At 50.5% G+C, this 15,780-nt stretch carries 15 protein-coding genes; 1 reads left to right on the top strand and 14 read right to left on the bottom strand.

Annotation, left to right across the window (positions count from 1 at the left end):
* Positions 1-14: 14 nt before the first annotated feature.
* From CWB99_RS04425 to CWB99_RS04455, 7 genes are all read right to left on the bottom strand, one after another.
* Positions 15-908 (bottom strand): EamA family transporter, encoded by an 894-nt coding sequence (locus tag CWB99_RS04425; RefSeq protein WP_138550777.1) that lies wholly within the window; start codon positions 906-908, stop codon positions 15-17.
* Positions 902-2,710: an alpha/beta fold hydrolase gene (locus tag CWB99_RS04430; protein WP_138550778.1), complete on the bottom strand. Its 1,809-nt coding sequence runs from the start codon at positions 2,708-2,710 to the stop codon at positions 902-904. The genes CWB99_RS04425 and CWB99_RS04430 overlap by 7 nt, the downstream gene beginning before the upstream one ends.
* A complete protein-coding gene (locus CWB99_RS04435; RefSeq protein WP_138550779.1) occupies positions 2,697-3,947 on the bottom strand; it encodes a condensation domain-containing protein in 1,251 nt (416 codons plus the stop codon). The genes CWB99_RS04430 and CWB99_RS04435 overlap by 14 nt, the downstream gene beginning before the upstream one ends.
* A gap of 2 nt (positions 3,948-3,949) precedes the next feature.
* Entirely contained in the window at positions 3,950-5,413 is a 1,464-nt protein-coding gene (locus tag CWB99_RS04440; RefSeq protein WP_138550780.1) for an FAD-dependent oxidoreductase, read from the bottom strand.
* Positions 5,414-5,466: 53 nt separating this feature from the next.
* On the bottom strand, positions 5,467-6,465 hold the full coding sequence (locus CWB99_RS04445) for an aldo/keto reductase (protein WP_054014836.1): 999 nt from the start codon (positions 6,463-6,465) through the stop codon (positions 5,467-5,469).
* 137 nt (positions 6,466-6,602) lie between these two features.
* Entirely contained in the window at positions 6,603-7,328 is a 726-nt protein-coding gene (locus CWB99_RS04450) for an HAD family hydrolase (protein ID WP_249331713.1), read from the bottom strand.
* Positions 7,315-8,079 (bottom strand): AfsA-related hotdog domain-containing protein, encoded by a 765-nt coding sequence (locus CWB99_RS04455; protein ID WP_171045257.1) that lies wholly within the window; start codon positions 8,077-8,079, stop codon positions 7,315-7,317. Before CWB99_RS04455 ends, CWB99_RS04450 begins: the two co-directional genes overlap by 14 nt.
* Before the next feature lie 273 nt (positions 8,080-8,352).
* Here CWB99_RS04455 and CWB99_RS04460 point away from each other — a divergent pair, with 273 nt between their 5' ends.
* Complete coding sequence (locus tag CWB99_RS04460) at positions 8,353-9,063, top strand: hypothetical protein (RefSeq protein ID WP_138550783.1); 711 nt, start codon at positions 8,353-8,355, stop codon at positions 9,061-9,063.
* A gap of 94 nt (positions 9,064-9,157) precedes the next feature.
* On the opposite strand, the gene CWB99_RS04465 is transcribed toward CWB99_RS04460, so the two are convergent.
* From CWB99_RS04465 to radC, 7 genes are all read right to left on the bottom strand, one after another.
* On the bottom strand, positions 9,158-10,501 hold the full coding sequence (locus CWB99_RS04465; RefSeq protein WP_138550784.1) for an aspartate aminotransferase family protein: 1,344 nt from the start codon (positions 10,499-10,501) through the stop codon (positions 9,158-9,160).
* Positions 10,501-11,631: an aminotransferase class III-fold pyridoxal phosphate-dependent enzyme gene (locus CWB99_RS04470; RefSeq protein WP_171045258.1), complete on the bottom strand. Its 1,131-nt coding sequence runs from the start codon at positions 11,629-11,631 to the stop codon at positions 10,501-10,503. Before CWB99_RS04470 ends, CWB99_RS04465 begins: the two co-directional genes overlap by 1 nt.
* Positions 11,632-11,642: 11 nt before the next feature.
* Positions 11,643-13,169 (bottom strand): AMP-binding protein, encoded by a 1,527-nt coding sequence (locus CWB99_RS04475; RefSeq protein ID WP_138550786.1) that lies wholly within the window; start codon positions 13,167-13,169, stop codon positions 11,643-11,645.
* 8 nt (positions 13,170-13,177) lie between these two features.
* Positions 13,178-14,068, bottom strand: coding sequence for a TauD/TfdA family dioxygenase (locus CWB99_RS04480; protein WP_171045259.1), 891 nt, complete (start codon positions 14,066-14,068; stop codon positions 13,178-13,180).
* 213 nt (positions 14,069-14,281) lie between these two features.
* Positions 14,282-14,437 carry a 50S ribosomal protein L33 gene (rpmG, locus tag CWB99_RS04485; RefSeq protein ID WP_005493124.1) on the bottom strand — a complete coding sequence of 52 codons (156 nt, stop codon included), beginning with the start codon at positions 14,435-14,437 and terminating at the stop codon, positions 14,282-14,284.
* Positions 14,438-14,449: 12 nt separating this feature from the next.
* A complete protein-coding gene (rpmB, locus tag CWB99_RS04490; protein WP_010383680.1) occupies positions 14,450-14,686 on the bottom strand; it encodes a 50S ribosomal protein L28 in 237 nt (78 codons plus the stop codon).
* Between the two features lie 278 nt (positions 14,687-14,964).
* Entirely contained in the window at positions 14,965-15,639 is a 675-nt protein-coding gene (gene radC, locus CWB99_RS04495) for a RadC family protein (protein WP_138545263.1), read from the bottom strand.
* Positions 15,640-15,780: the final 141 nt, after the last annotated feature.

Raw genomic sequence — 15,780 nt, forward strand, 5'->3', positions numbered from 1 at the left:
TAGTTAAATACTGTCTAGACAGCGTGCTGCGTCTGCGCACGCTGAGCCAACACAAAGTACACCGCAATACCGCCCCAGATAAATGCCAGTCCCAGCCACTGACCTGCCATCACCACTTCTTTAAAAAGCAGCACCGCAATCAACAACATCAGTGTCGGGTTAAGGTACTGAGACAGAGACACAAATGCGCTGCTGAGATGTTTCACAGAAAAGTTATAAAGTAACAAAGGCAATGTGGTTACCACCCCCAGTATGCACAGCTTCACTATGTCGCCCTGCTGCAACTGATGCGATAGACCGCTGCCCGACGCAGTATAGTGAGACCACGCCAGATACAATAAAGCGGGTAATGCAGCACACACATGCTCCGCCGCCAGAACCACTACCGCAGGTTCCTGCAAGTACCGCCTGAGCACCACATAAAGTGCAAACGTTAAGGCGATAATCAGCCCCTGCCAGGGTAGCGCAGCATAAGCTTGCATCTTGATGTACAGCAGCACACCACACAGACACAAGCTCAGACACGCATATTCTTTGAGCTGCAACCCTTCTCGATTAACCAGCTTGAGTAACAGCAAAGTCAGGACCGGTGCCAGATAGTATCCCAGGCTGGCGCTGTTGAGCTGCTCGCTGCTAATGCTGCTGATCACCAGCAACCAGTTGCTGGCAATGAGCAGAGCACTGAGGGCAATTAGCTTAAACCGGGCACGCAGCAATGCAAGCAACGCACTTTGTTGCCCCATCAGAGTCACTAACACCAGACACATCAGCGTCGCCAGGACAATTCTCAGGCTCAGTAAATCAAACAGGGCAATGTGCGTCAGCTGATGAAAAAAAATCGCGGCTGACGCCCACAACAGGTAGGCAAGTAAATTACTTGCCTGCGCGGTTTTGGTGCGCCTCAACATGGCTGCGCACTCACTTGCTGAAACAATACGAAGTCCTGGCCACTAGCCACACTCAGTCTGTCACCATTTCCCACCCGTTGAGGCTCGACCTGACAGGCCGTCTCGTTGCTCAGTATGGCGGCCACCCGGGTGATATCACGACGACAATCCGCCAGCAACTCCTGCACTGAACAGCGCGGCAGCTGCTCCATTAACAGATTGATCGGTACCAGGCTGTGCAGGCTCAATCCACGACCATAAAGTGCCCGGGTCGGGAACTCCCGGTGATAATGAAAGGTGAAGAAATCGCCATCATGACAGCACAGTGGCAACAGCAGCTGCGGATCAATCACAGGCTCCAGTTCTATCACGGTTGTAAACACCCCCTGTAAGGCGTCTTCTTCCAGCTGTGCTGTGGAGACGCTCTCAACCTCAGCAACCTGACTCTGGATCAGTGTCTGCTTTTGCTGTTTATTATCAACTAACAAACTCACCTGATAGCCAGCTTCGAGCAGGGCATCTGCAACCAGCGTCGTCGATAACCGCTCGCGGCCCACCAGCAAAACCCGTCCCTGCTGAACATGTTTGAGTTTTTGCCGTATCAGCCAGGCTTTGCTGTACGGGTAAATCAGGTTACCCAGCAGCTTATCATCGAGTTTCTCCGGTGCTTTAATCACATGCTGTTCACTCACCAGCACAAAATCCGCCAGCGCGCCCAGCCGCTGGCTTTCTGCCAGCAAGCACCCAAACACCCGATCGCCTATTTTTAGCGAGCTCCGACTCTCTGCCACATGCACCACTTCGCCGATAAACTGACTCAACGGTACCAAAGCACTTTGCGACAACAGCTGGGGGTATTCACCGGCTAAAATTCGCTGATCCAGCTCCGAGAAACCACACCCGGTGACTTTTACCAGCACTTGTCCGGCAGCCACCACAGGACGCGCTACAACCTGCTGATGTAAGGTTTGGTCCTCGCTGTTTAACCGGCTTATCCGCATGACCTTATCATTCAGGCAGCGCTCCAAAAAAGCGCTCAGTGCCCGGTTAAACTGCTGCGCATCTTCCACATGCGGACAATGATGACAATCCGCAAAAGTATGGGCCTGAAACTGTGCAATTTGCTGCTCTAACCCCGTGACATACTCACAGTGAATGAAAGGATCTGCTGCACCTGTGATCGCCAGTGACGGGATCTGAGCTTGCTGTAACAACGCCATTTCATCGCATAGAGGCCCGCTTTGCAGACCTGCCAGGATCCCTTCGCGCACACCGGGCTGAGTCAATTCAACACTGTGCGACACTTTCAGCCACTGCGCCAAAGAAACTTGCTCTTTATTGACGAACAGACCACACACCTGCTCAACATCCTCATCGCTCAATTCAGAGCGAAAAATACGCCCCTGAGATGGCTCTTCTTTAAACGCTTGCGCAGCCGTATCGGCTGAAAATGGTGGTGCGCCTACCAGTACGACACCTTTCACCTGAGGTAAGTGAGGCAAAGCATCCAGTGCCACGTGTCCTCCCAGACTGTGGCCAATGATGACACATTCATCCAGCTGCAATGCACCGATGAAATCACGTAATTGAGTCACACATCCGGCAAAGCTGTAAGCATCACTCTGATGTGCAGCAGACGACTCACCATGGCCAAGAAAATCCACAGCCAGACAATGAAAATGCGCACCGAAGTAGTTCATCTGGGCGTCAAATGCCGCCGCTTGCGAAGAGTTCCCATGCAAAAATATCAAAGTGGGGCCACGTCCGGTCGACTCCAGATAACTGATGGTGCCCTGGGAGGTGGTGAGTCTAGCTCGCTTCATGATAAATCTCCTGATATTGTTCGATAAACGCGCTCACCTGACGACTAAATAGCGCATTAATTTGCTGTGCCATCGCCGTTGACATCAGCGGCTCACAGTAAGTGAAGACACAGTTCAACCTGTGTCCTGAGGTTGCCAGGTGGCATGCAATACCAACGTTTCCGGCATTGCGATTGGCAAAATTGGCATACTCCCGAACAACCACGCCGTGTCGGGCGGTATCAAACTGCACCACACCATGGTTGGTCATGGCAAAATCGCAGCCAAAGCGTGACGGGTTGTCCGCACTTTGACGCAACTGGTGCAATGATGGCTCGTCCATTGGCGGCACATAGCCAAGCTCAGTATCAATCGTTTGTGCTAACTGCTGATCAAATTGACGAGCAAAAGTTGGCCAGTCCGTGCTGCCAGGCATATCCAGAGCACTGACGGCAATCAAACACCCGAGTGCAGAAGCCGCGCTTTTTACTGCGGTACGCTGCCTGAGTGAGATAGCCATTAACAGGCGCAACTGGCCTGTGCTGTGCACCTGTTTAATGGCCTGTGTCAAAATGTAGGTCAGGACCGTGTTGAGTGCGCTACCACTGTGTTTGGCAATGGTTTTTAGTGCAACCAAAGCGTCTTGTTCAATGGTTTGTCGGCAAAATCGAGTGTGTCGCTGGGCCGGTTTTGCCTGTGTGACAACAGGCCATCCCATGTGGGCAGGCTGGGGCACCGCTGTGCCTCGTGCCCGCTCCAGCTGAGATTCAATCGCCGGTGCCAGTGCGCTGCGCTCGCTGTGTGTCAGGTTGTGATAACAATGCAGCAGCTGCTCAAGCAGGTAGGCCAGACTATGGCCATCCACCAGCGCATGGTGACAAGTCAGTGCAATGTGGCTTATCGCCGTGTCCTGCTGTTGGATAAGCAGAACAGAGCATAACTGCCGCTGCGGCTGTAATGGCGTGTTCAACACCGCCTGGAGCAACGACGCCAAAGCCTTGTCATGTGCAACTTCCGCCACATCGAGCTCGTGCGGCTGGCCAGTAACAGACGCCTCTATAAAAGCATCCTGCTGATTATTCAGTGTCAGCATCAGTGCCGGATTAAGCTGTAACCAACGTGTCATCGCTTTAGCCAGTCTCGCCTCGTCGAGCTGTTGCCCAAGTGTCAGTAAAGACGTCGTCTGAGCATTCCCCTGCACATCGTGCAGAGCCGCCATTTTTCTCTCTAAAGTGCCAAGTGTTCTTATCTCGTTCATGATCAGGCACTCTCAGCCAGTAACAGTGTGTCGTTAAGAAAACCGCGGCACTGTATTTCATTGCCACTGAAGGCAATGATTTTATCGGGCCGGACCAGCACACACTCGGCCTCAGGATCAAATTGATGTGCCACCGTTTCTCGTTGACATATCTGGATCCGGGCCTGATCGGCTGAATACGCCACTTGTTGAGCCAAACGCTCCGCACATGCTGCATCACTGACGAACAAGGTGTATCCCGTGCCCTGATGCCGATAGCCTTGCAGATCTAGGGGTAAATAAATACGGCCTACCCCCTTGGCTGACTCAGCTGCAGCGTAATCAAGCTGGTAACCTGCCGCTGCCTGGACAAATTGACGGATAAAAGGGCGATTTTTCTGCTTGGGCGTAAATAGCGCTTCATCATCTGCCGAGTGCCGGTCAAGGCGCGCGATTAACGAGGTATTTTTATCAGTCAGGCGCAGTAACGATTTGGCGTTCTGGCGGCGCTCTGTGTCATAGCTATCTAGCAGCACGTCAGGCGCTTCGCCTTTAGCTACCTGAGCCAGTTTCCAGGCCAGATTATACGCATCACCAATCCCGGTATTCATACCAAAGCCACCGATTGGGCTAAATAAGTGACAGGCATCACCGCAGATAAACACGTTGCCGCGTCTGAACTGGCTGGTTTCGCGATTGTAAAAGGGGGCCGATGAAATCCAGCTGGGTTCGAAAATCTCCAGATCCGGATCAAGACGCTGCAAATGGGCCTGGATCAGGTCAAAATCAATGGTCTGTTTAGGGTCAAACGCCCCGGAAACCTTGATAACAACTCGGTGGTAACCCTCGGTCAGTGGCAGCAAAATAAAGAACCCCTTTTCGCTGACCATGTAGTAGCTCTGAGTGGTGTCACGGTTCCAGCGCACCTTCACATCCGCCAGAACAAAATGCATATCATAATCGTACCCACTGAACGGTAATTTCAGTAATTCCCGGGTGCGACTGCGTGCGCCGTCACAGCCAACCACATAATCATAGGTCTCTTTATATATCTGGCCATCACGGGACAGCGTCACCTGTACCTGATCACCCTGCTGCTGCAAGTCGACCAGTGCCGTGCCACGTTCCACCTCACAGCCCATTTCGGCCATACGCGCCTGCAATGCTGCTTCGGTATCTGGTTGTGGCAGCATCAAAAAGTACGCAAAGCGACTGTTCAGTTGTTTAAAGTCCAGCTTAAACAAACGCTGGCCTTCATAAATTAAGTTTACACTCTGGTTTTGTTTGCCACGTGCAAGCAATTGCTCCGTCACGCCCAAATCATCCAGAATATCTAACGAAGCCGGGTTCACGCTCAGCGCTTTAGAACCGGACCCCGCAGCCACACGTGAATCAATCACGGTTGCATCAACGCCTAAACGTTTGAGTTGTAGCGCCAGCACCATGCCTGTTGGTCCGGCCCCTACAATTAAGACTTGCTTAACCATTACACATACTCTTTTGTTGAGGGGCACCCAAACCTGGGTGCCGGAACTTAGAATTACAGGTTAGTGCCTGCCAGAATCGCTTCCGGGTAGCGCTCACCCGCAACATTGTCGCGAGAGAACAACTCATCCAGAGACGTAATGATCGAGTCAGACAGGGTGACGTTCTGTGCCGCGAAATTGTCGCGCAGATATTTCACGCGTTTGGTGCCTGGGATAACATGGACGTTTTCATGACGGCTCAGTAGCCACGCCAGTGCAACCTGGCCTGTTGAGCAGCCCAGCTCGCGACTGATCTCTTCCACTTTATTAACCAGCGCCAGGTTAGTGTCGATATTTTCTTTCTGGAAACGAGGGAGTTTGGCGCGGAAATCTGAAGCCACGTCTGCCTGCTCGATTTGCTCTTTGCTGATCTGCCCGGTTAAGAAACCGCGCCCCAGCGGGCTGTAAGCGATAAACTGCACACCCAAATCAATACAGGCCGGCAGGATCTCAGTTTCAATATCACGGCTCCACAGTGAATACTCGCTCTGCAGTGCTTCAACCTGGTGTACCTGGTTGGCACGACGCAGCGTATCGGCAGAGACTTCAGACAGACCGATGGCCTTGATCTTACCCTCTTTAACCAGCTCAGCCAGCGCTTCCATAGGCTCTTCGATAGGCACATTCGGGTCACGACGGTGCATATAATAAATGTCCAGCGCTTCGAGGTTCATACGCTTCAGTGACGCCTCGCACGCTGCTTTGACATATTCTTTGCTGTTATCAATGATCAGGTTGTATTTGTCGTTTGGATCGCGGCGAATACCAAATTTTGAGGCAAAGACGATATCATCACGCTTACTACCAATGTCACTGACAAACTGGCCCAGCAATGATTCGTTGTGACCCTGACCATACATATCCGCTGTATCGAAATGGTTATAACCCATATCCAGTGCAGCGTGCAGCGTTTCCAGAGATTGCGCATCATTGCGCTCACCGTAGAACTCACTCATTCCCATGCAGCCCAAGCCAATTGGAGATACCAGTTTGTTTGCTAGTCGTTTAGACATAATTCTCTTCCATTTTAGTTAAGTTAAATTGTGTTCAATTACATTACCTGGATGCCAGAAACAGCCTCCCCGCGACGGGGCACTTATTTCTGGTTATCCTGCTGTAGTTATCCAGTTGCGTTTATTGTTGATTAAAATTAGAGGCAGACGTACTGCCTGAACGTACAGTTCTGATCAGAAACTGTGGTGAATACTTCATACCCGGCGTCCCGATTCGCGACCAGGGTTGGCGCTGGCGGATCTACCAGAAACCCTTTATTAACAGCACCTAACATAGGAAAGTCACTGAGGTCATCACCAAAAGCCAGACAGTTTTCGGCAGAGATCTGGTGCTGACGTAAAAACTGCGCAATAAAATGTGCCTTCCCCTGACCTATGCTCGGCAGGTCATCCAGCTCGCCTGTATAGCGTCCATTTTTTTGCTGTTGAGGCGCGCACAACACATCACTGACCTGCCACACTGCCGCAAAAGGTGCCAGCAGGTGATACCCGGATCCGGAAACCAAAATGATGTTATATCCAGCTTGCTGTAATGCCTTCAGTGCAGCCAGCGGAGCCGGCTTAGTGTAAGCATCTGGCTCGGGCAAAGTGGTAAACCACAGCTGCGCCGCCTCAGCAAACGCACTGACTTCAACCCCCTCAAATAAGGTGTAGTAAAAGCGATTGATTTCACTGCGTGGACGCTGCGCTGAAAATAAGCCCGTAAGGCGTTCGCGCCAGGCTCCGAACCGTTCAGCCGGAACCAAAAGCGCGTTGTCCTGTAAAAAGTCGGCGAATGAAAACATACTTTTCAGGTCGATAAGCGTGTTATCGACGTCAAAGAACGCGCAGGGTCTCTGCGCGATGACATTAGGCTGCCACATCACAGACGGCTCCTTGCTCAGCCAATGCCGTTTGCAGGTGCTCCACCGCCTGCTTGGCCATGCTGCCTTCTTTGCGAGACAGGAATTTCTCAGGGTAGGTACTGAACTTGGTCTTCACACGAGCACAATCCTGGCCGTTCTGCGATAAGGTCATCTCTACATCGAAGCACAAAGTGCCGCGCCCTTTGTCGGTGAAGCTCAAAATGCGATATTCCAGCTCCAGCGGCAGTGGAAATGCAAAGCTCAGATATTCACTATCCAGCGAGTTAATCACGAAGTAACTTTTTTCAGCATCGGCCAGGAAATAGCGTTCGGTAATGGCCAAAAACGCCTGACGTGCAGATTCTGTCAGCACCATGCCCTGAATATGGTGCCCGGTGACATGGTCACCCATTTCATCGCAGGCATCGTCGATATAAATAGGCAGACGGTATACATTGTCTTCAATTTGTTGCGGTTCCCCTAACATACCGTTGCGTTTTTGATGTTTATGGGTTTCCTGTTTATTCAGCTTATTAAAGGAAGGAGTTGCAAAGGCTGCTGCCATGCCTTTTTCCTCCGCCAAATTAAGTAGTGCCTGGTAAGCATCTGCACAAATTCCCTGACCTAATACAAACTGGGTGGTCGAGAGCTGTTCATCATTGGTTTCCAGCATAGTGCGTGCTTGTTCATAAGTAGTAACGCCCGGGTTTTGTGCAAAGTTAGTGAATTTATTCCCGACCAGTACTTGGGTTTGCTTAACTGTTTTCATGATTATCTCCGTTGATGTTGGTTTATTAAGCCCGCGGCAATATTGTTGTTGCTGTCTGCCGCTTTGGTGTTTCCCATTAAAATCAACAATCGCCATGAAATATATTTCACAACCCAACACGCTGTTTCAGGTACACCGTGAAATGAAGCGATAAGCAAAGAAATATCCTGAAATGGTCTGAAATAAAGTTCCGGGTCAGACTGGTAAGCAAGTCAACACCACGTTGACAACCAACAATAACGAACTCAACTTCCACACTAAGGAACAAAGACAATGAATAAATTTCTGACTCTGGTAGCAACCACCGCACTGACTTTTGGCACAACCAGCGCTATGGCGCAGGATGATGACTGGCAGGACAATGAAATGGCTTACCAGCAAGCGCAAGATGCGCCACCATTTAACATTAAGCGAATTCTCAGAAACAAAACCTTTTTACGCAGCCTCAATAAACAACATGCATATTTTGAGGGCAGCCAGATAGTGCGACGTTTTTTCCTGTGCATTCCGGAAGCGTCTAACTTTAAGGAGGATTATGTACGGGTTGATGAAGTCAAAGCCTGCTTTAATGACATTGTCAGCCCGGCGATTGAACTGGATCTCAATGGTAGTCTGTCCACCGGGATTGATTCCACCATACAGATCGCAACAGAAGGTCTGGCACAACTGAGACAGAATGCGTCTTTTTCACCGACTTCTTTCTATATCAGCCATTATGAAGAAGGTAACCGACCGGGCACTGGCAGAATGGAGTTAAACTTTAATGTGTTGGTTCATCAGGAAATTGTGCAGTCCACGGATGTTGAGCTGCCGTTTGAACCACTGCTGGGGCCGCAGCTGTTCGTCAGCAATAACACCTTAGGCGTAATTGCCACTAAGCCGGGTGAGTGGAAGATTGATTTGCTAAAAGTGCGCTCCATTTTCACTGAGCAACGCCCGGATATCAGTTACCAAAATCCATTCCCTAACTATCCGATCAACTAATTGGGTGCATCCGCGTCATCGCGGGTGAACTTCCATCTCCAATGTGGTCCCAAGCCCAAAAGACTGGCCTCGCGCCAGTCTTTTTATTTTTCGGTTACGCCGCTTTGACACCGGTAATTTTATATAACCACTTTCTGGGCATAGTGAACTGACGTTTGATCAGCGCATTCATCAGCTTCAGAAATAGCTTTGGACGCTTACCTAAGGTCGCAAGCACCCCTTCCAACGCTGTGATACAACGCGTGACCTCATCATGAGACACAGTCAGTGGCGGATAAAATCTCAGTACCGGATGCGTTGCCTTTTCATTCATAGAGTGACCCAAATGAATGTTGTGGCGTCCCATCATCATAGTAATCGCCGTTTCAACCGCCGGACTGGCACACTTTAACCCGGTCATCAGGCCAACCCCGGGCACGTCTAATACCAGGTCTGGATATTTAGCTGCCACCCGGCGCATCTCGCTAAGCAGATATTCACCTTGCTTTTGCGCACGTGACACCAATTGCTTCTGCTCGATAAAATCCAGTGCTGCCAGAGCGGCGCTGCTGCTATAGGGGTGGCCCCCGGCAGTCGCGAAGAAAGCCTCATCCACTTGGATGTCATTGCGCAGTCGCCTGTCCAGGCGCTCGGAGAAAACCGCAACGGCAATCGCCGCATGTCCACCAGTCAGACCTTTAGACAGGATCACGATATCCGGCTCCACCTGATCATAGTCAATCCCGAACATTTTGCCGCAACGGCCAAACGCGGTCTGGATCTCATCAGCAACCAGGTAAGTGCCATACTCCCGGCACAGGCTTTCCACTTGTTTCAGATAACCCAGCTGAGGCACCTGCAGGTAAGGCCCACCCAGTATGGGTTCAATGAAAACGGCTGCTGCCCCGCCTGCGATGGCTTCACGCATTTGTGCAATGTCACCAAAATCCACATACACGACGTTGTCTGCCAGCTTACCAAATGGCAATCGATGACCACGCTGACCGAGAATATTGAGCGCCCCCAAAGTTTTGCCATGATAACTGTTACGGGCTACCACGATCCGGTCGCTGCTCGGGTGAGCGGTGATCACCGCACGCATAGACAATTCACTGGCCTCGGCACCCGAATTACAGTAGTAGCTGCGATTCAGGTCGCCCGGCAGCATCTCTGCGAGGCGCTGTGACAAACGCTGTGTTTGCTGATCTTCCACTCCAACAGCACCAATTGACACTTGCTCCAGCTGTGCCGTCACCGCAGCCTGGATCTCAGGCTGAGTATGACCGACGATGAATACACCGTAACTACAGGCAAAGTCGAGGAATTCATTGCCAAGATGGTCGCGGATCACTGTATTGTGCGCAGTTTGTTCCATAGTACGGCGGCTCACTCGGTACAGGCTTGCAGCTGTCGGGTTCCAGTGTTGATCTAAAGTCTCTACTGTTTGTTGCAGATCCATTATGCTGCCTCCTTGACGTTAACTTGCTTGATGATTTTACTTAATGTGGCGCAGGCCTCTGCTAGTTCACTGTCACTGATCATCAAAGGCGGAGTCAGATGCAGTTCATGCCCCCGTGTGGCAACCAGTAATCCGGCTTCAGCTAATGCCAGCTTCATGGCATCCGCTTGTGCAGCGTTTTTCAGCGTGACATACACCAGGCTCCCTGCCTGCTTACAGCTTGCTTGTCCGTCTATGCTGCTCACCAGTTGCGCACCTATCTGAGTTTGCCTGTTCGCAACCCCCTGAGACTCCAGCGCAATTAGTGCCTGTAATGCTGCTACACAACTGGCCGGGTTCCCGCCAGTGGTGCTACCGTGCAACGATGGGTTTTGCTTGCCGTAAACCAAGTCATTCAGTGCCTTGTGTGTGACATATCCCCCCACTGGCACACACCCTGCGTTCAGGGCACCACCAATAACCATCACATCAGGGACCACTGAAGTCAGTTCAGTCGCAAAATTGCGACCACAACGACCCATGCCCGTATTCACTTCATAGGCAATCATGGTGGCACCTGTACTCTTGGACAGGGTGCGCATGGTCATCAGGAATTCTTCGCTCAGCGGCAACAGCTGCTGTTGCGTCAATACAGGTTCATAAACCACAGCAAGCGTTTGCGCGGTAATAGCACTGGCTAACGCCTTACTGTCATTGGCTTCGACAAAGACAGGACGCAATGGCAGATAATCCAAAGACACACCTGATTGTGAGAAATACTGGCCATAGCTCAGACAACCTAAATGGCTCCCGGATACCACCACCACCTGATCGCGATCCGGGTTTGCACCCCGGGCCAGCTTCAGTGCCCCATCAAAAGACTCTTCTCCAGAGTTACAGATATAGCTGACAGACAGCTCGCCTGGCATCAGCTGTGCAATTTTATCCACCAGACTTGCCAACACTGGGGTGATCATCACTCGGTTTGATAATGGCATGGCCTCGACCTGGGCCTTAACCGCCGCGACAATCTCGCGCTGCCCATGGCCAAAACCACCACTGCGCAAATCAATTGCTGTGCTGCCGTCATCAAATGTCAAAGTGGCGCCAGAGGCGCTTTGCAGCGTCCGGCTGGTTGTTTTTACTGTCATCATTTGCTCCTTTATGCTGCGATATCAGCAAAGAAATCCTGGGCTATCTTGTCCCGCATCGGGCGCCCGGTTACGGTAAAGTAGCGGCGTCTGAGTGATTCACTCAGATGTTGCACTCGCACTTGCTGGATCTGACAATAGGTCGGCAATCTCGAGGCCACCTGTGCCAGCGCCGCCTGGATCTGTACTTCGTCCATTTCTTGGTTAGTAAACACCACACCTGAAATGCTTTCCTGTGCTTCACCGAACACCACCACATCAGCCACATCATCCAGCTCTTTGTAGGTCGCCTCGACCCACTCCGGGCTGACATTACGGCCACTGGACAAAATGATGACATTCTTGATCCGACCTTCAATATAGAGGTAACCCTGTTCATCAAAGTGAGCCAAATCACCGGTATGCAAAAAACCCTCGTCATTGAACTCGCATGCACTGATATCGCGATTAAGGTAGCCGGCACACAGGCTGGGACTCTTGATCAGCAGCTCGCCTTCTTCAATCCGCGCTTCAAGCCCGGGCAATAGCTTGCCAACACTGCCCAGTTTTTTTCCGGCACCAGTATTAATCGCCACCACCGATGAGTTTTCGCTCAGCCCGTAGCCTTCATCAACCTCCAGTCCATACGCTTGCAGGTCAATCAGCAGTTGTGCCGACACTTTTGCCCCGCCAGTAACAACGTGTACCTGATTAGAGCCGAAGATATCCGCAACACTCATTTCGCCACGCTGTAAAATGCTGAGAGTCTCCTCAAGTAGCTTAGGAGGCAGGTAAAGGACATTGCAGTTGGCATAACGGACACTTTCCAGATATTCACCCGCCATACCGCTTTGGGTACTGAAAGGTCGGATCCCGCTCGGCAGTAAAGTGCAGGAACCACCGCTGCTAAAGGGCAGATAAATGGCCAGTACCTGCTCAATCAGCAGCGAAAATGGCACCATAGAATAGTAATGCCAGGGGCCCAGGTGTTGATAAACCTGTGCCAGCGTCTCTATCAGACCACCCAGCCCGGCATCACGGATCAACACGCCTTTTGGCGCTGACGTTGTGCCCGAGGTATGAATGATTTTAATCACGTCCTGCTGTTGCAGCTGGGTTAGTAACTCTGCATTAGGCGCTTTTTCAGTGGCTTTGATTAGAGTGCCATCTGAAAAGATCACACCAACCTGAGGGGCTGCGGCCATGATCCGTTTTGCCACCTGAAAATCATCCACAAAACAGTAGCCAACCGGCTCAAGCAAATGCGCAATTTGCTCGTCACTGAACTCAGTTGGAATTGGAACACTGATTGTTTTGCTCACAATGCAGTGGGTGTCCAGCAAAATCCAGTTCGCACTCGGATCTATGGCTATCGCAACAAGGTGCTGATCGATGTCAGCCACTTGTGCGGTTAGTCTGGTATTGAGCTGTGCCAGTGCATGACGAAAATCCTGCATTGTCAGCTGTTGTGCACTGCCAGACTGCTTGACGACAACCTGCTGCGCCTCTGTATTTTGAAGAAATTGTCCGACGATCTCGGTTAATTTAGCCTGTTTCATGTTCACTCCTATGCCACATAACTGAGCGCGTTGAATAACTCGCGATCGGTGTCGATGATTTCGCGGCGACCGTGCATCACCCGGGTGTTATCGAGTACCACGACATCATGATCCTGCCAGTCAATGTTTTTGGTATGGGCTTCGGTGACCTCATTAATGTGCTGCCAGACAGCTTCATCAATTTTCTGATCATCCCCAAAGGTGATCTTAGGTGGTTCGTAGTTATAGGAAGGACCCAGCAAACTGTTGGCAAACCCTTTAACCTGACTGAACTTAGACTGGCGGATTGCAGGCACAACCAGCTCTGAGTACACCACACCATCTTCAAGTAAGGTAAAAGTCTGGCCCGGATTGTGTGCAGCCAGTTGTTGCAAGTGCTCAAAGGTCACTTGCTCGATACGCTCCAGGCCATCCACTTCATTGAGCGTGTACTTTTTCCATAGTGCTTCAGGTAAGTGACGCGCATACTTGATTTGTCGCGTGGTAAAGTCTTGGTTGCAGGCAGGATCCAGGTCATCCAGCACGCTATAGCCATCGCAATAGGTTGTCTGAGAGCCTCGTTTCGCCGCTTTTTTACAGTAAAACCAGGCGAGATCCGGCAGGTTTGGCGCGTTACCATTTTCTAAGTGCAGTCCGACCGGATCGGTACCGGCATCGACCAGCTGTGCATTATCAGAAAAATGCTTACGTGCAGGGTCCAGTGTCACTTTATCGCTGGCGCGGGAAACCAGGGCTGAGAAGGCGTCCAGATTGGTGTCAAAACCACGGAATAAAACCGCTCCATGTGCTTTCACCAATTCCAGTACATCTTCTCGTGTCAGCGCATCCAAGCCCAGTGCAGCATTCGCCTCGACTATTTGGATCTCCCCTTTTTCCCGATTTTTCAGTGTATATTTCATTACCATCTCCTTTTTGAATTCGATCGGAGATAGCCTAAGGGATTGCCCGACAGGCAATAACTGTCCAACTAAACAGGTAGGTCTCAAAGCGGTGGGAGTTCTAGGCTAAAAGCCTTAATTAACAAACAGGTAGGTATGATAAGAAAGTAGCATGGCAGAAAACAGGCAATAAAAAACCCGGCCGGAGCCGGGTTTTTCGAATCTGAAAGCGAATTACTTGATTTTCGCTTCTTTGAAGATCACGTGCTTACGTACTTTAGGATCGTACTTTTTGATCTCCATTTTTTCAGGCATGTTACGCTTGTTCTTGTCGGTAGTGTAGAAATAACCAGTACCAGCAGTAGAAACTAGACGGATCTTATCACGCATGATTTAAGCTCCTTATACTTTTTCGCCGCGAGCACGGATATCAGTTAATACCGCGTCGATGCCTTTTTTATCGATGATACGCATACCTTTAGTAGTAGTGCGTAGAGTAACAAAGCGCTTTTCGCTTTCAACCCAGAAACGGTGTGTTTGCAGGTTAGGTAGGAAACGACGCTTAGTTGCGTTGCGCGCGTGTGAACGGTTGTTACCAACAACCGGGCGCTTACCTGTAACTTGACAGACTTTAGACATGTCTATATATCTCCAATAACTTCGCTCGAGCTTAATTTCCCCTTAGGCCTTCAAACTGTTTGCCCTGGGTAAAATCAAAGGGCGCTCTTTATACAGTATTTACAGGCAGAGTTCAAGGATCTGATGATATCCTAATCAGCTCATGGGTAAATTTGATAGCGGCCAATTATAATGATCCATGGCCGCTTAGGAAAGTAAAAACTGCATTTAAATTAAACTATTTTTAATTTATGCTAGGAAAGCGGGGTAAAACCAATCAAATAGCGCATAATCGGGCGCTATATCAGCCCTCTTTGTGCAAATGAGAGGCAACAACTGCCTGCCACTATCATGTGATCCAGTACCTGAATATCCACCAGAGCCAGCGCGCGCTGCAGCTTATTGGTGATCAACCTGTCAGCTTCACTGGGTTCAGCAACACCTGATGGGTGATTATGGGCAAAGATCAGAGCCGCCGCATTATATTTGAGCGCAGCTTTGACCACTTCTCTGGGGTAGACACTGGCGGCATTGATGGTCCCTGAAAATAAAATTTCATCGCGGATCAGGCGATTCTGATTATCTAAAAACAGCGCCATAAAGACTTCATGATGCAGCCCTTTGAGCTGAATTTTTAGGTAGTCACTGACGGCCTGAGGCGAACCAAACTGCGCATCACGAACCACTTCTTCCAACAAATAACGTCTACTCAGCTCAAGCACGGCTTGTAACTGAACATATTTGGCTTCGCCGACCCCTTTATATTCGCAGAACTCGCCCAGGGTGACATTCATCAGATTGTGTAACGAGCCACTTTGTTCGATTAAAGACTGAGCCAGCTCTATCGCATTCATGCCAGCCACACCCGTGCGTAGAAAAATAGCCAGCAATTCGGCATCACTCAGTGATCCCGCGCCACACTTTAATAAACGCTCTCTTGGTCGCTGTGCTTTCGGTATTGCCATCAGTTGCATAATTCCTCCTTGTTAACCAAGTCAATTTGCTGAACAGGGGAGCAAATTGCTCATCATCACGTCACTGTGATGATCTGAGTGTAGACGGGCAGCAGAATAATTCAAAACCACAGGCGGGCTATGCTATCTTAGCGCTAGTTT

Source organism: Pseudoalteromonas rubra, assembly GCF_005887095.1.
In the GTDB taxonomy this organism is placed as follows: domain Bacteria; phylum Pseudomonadota; class Gammaproteobacteria; order Enterobacterales; family Alteromonadaceae; genus Pseudoalteromonas; species Pseudoalteromonas rubra_E.

Excerpts from the sequence above, each read along its gene's own strand:
- CWB99_RS04425 (WP_138550777.1), bottom strand. The coding sequence starts at position 908 with ATGTTGAGGCGCACCAAAACCGCGCAGGCAAGTAATTTACTTGCCTAC.
- CWB99_RS04430 (WP_138550778.1), bottom strand. The coding sequence starts at position 2,710 with ATGAAGCGAGCTAGACTCACCACCTCCCAGGGCACCATCAGTTATCTG.
- CWB99_RS04435 (WP_138550779.1), bottom strand. The coding sequence starts at position 3,947 with ATGAACGAGATAAGAACACTTGGCACTTTAGAGAGAAAAATGGCGGCT.
- CWB99_RS04440 (WP_138550780.1), bottom strand. The coding sequence starts at position 5,413 with ATGGTTAAGCAAGTCTTAATTGTAGGGGCCGGACCAACAGGCATGGTG.
- CWB99_RS04445 (WP_054014836.1), bottom strand. The coding sequence starts at position 6,465 with ATGTCTAAACGACTAGCAAACAAACTGGTATCTCCAATTGGCTTGGGC.
- CWB99_RS04450 (WP_249331713.1), bottom strand. The coding sequence starts at position 7,328 with ATGTGGCAGCCTAATGTCATCGCGCAGAGACCCTGCGCGTTCTTTGAC.
- CWB99_RS04455 (WP_171045257.1), bottom strand. The coding sequence starts at position 8,079 with ATGAAAACAGTTAAGCAAACCCAAGTACTGGTCGGGAATAAATTCACT.
- CWB99_RS04460 (WP_138550783.1), top strand. The coding sequence starts at position 8,353 with ATGAATAAATTTCTGACTCTGGTAGCAACCACCGCACTGACTTTTGGC.
- CWB99_RS04465 (WP_138550784.1), bottom strand. The coding sequence starts at position 10,501 with ATGGATCTGCAACAAACAGTAGAGACTTTAGATCAACACTGGAACCCG.
- CWB99_RS04470 (WP_171045258.1), bottom strand. The coding sequence starts at position 11,631 with ATGACAGTAAAAACAACCAGCCGGACGCTGCAAAGCGCCTCTGGCGCC.
- CWB99_RS04475 (WP_138550786.1), bottom strand. The coding sequence starts at position 13,169 with ATGAAACAGGCTAAATTAACCGAGATCGTCGGACAATTTCTTCAAAAT.
- CWB99_RS04480 (WP_171045259.1), bottom strand. The coding sequence starts at position 14,068 with ATGAAATATACACTGAAAAATCGGGAAAAAGGGGAGATCCAAATAGTC.
- rpmG (WP_005493124.1), bottom strand. The coding sequence starts at position 14,437 with ATGCGTGATAAGATCCGTCTAGTTTCTACTGCTGGTACTGGTTATTTC.
- rpmB (WP_010383680.1), bottom strand. The coding sequence starts at position 14,686 with ATGTCTAAAGTCTGTCAAGTTACAGGTAAGCGCCCGGTTGTTGGTAAC.
- radC (WP_138545263.1), bottom strand. The coding sequence starts at position 15,639 with ATGCAACTGATGGCAATACCGAAAGCACAGCGACCAAGAGAGCGTTTA.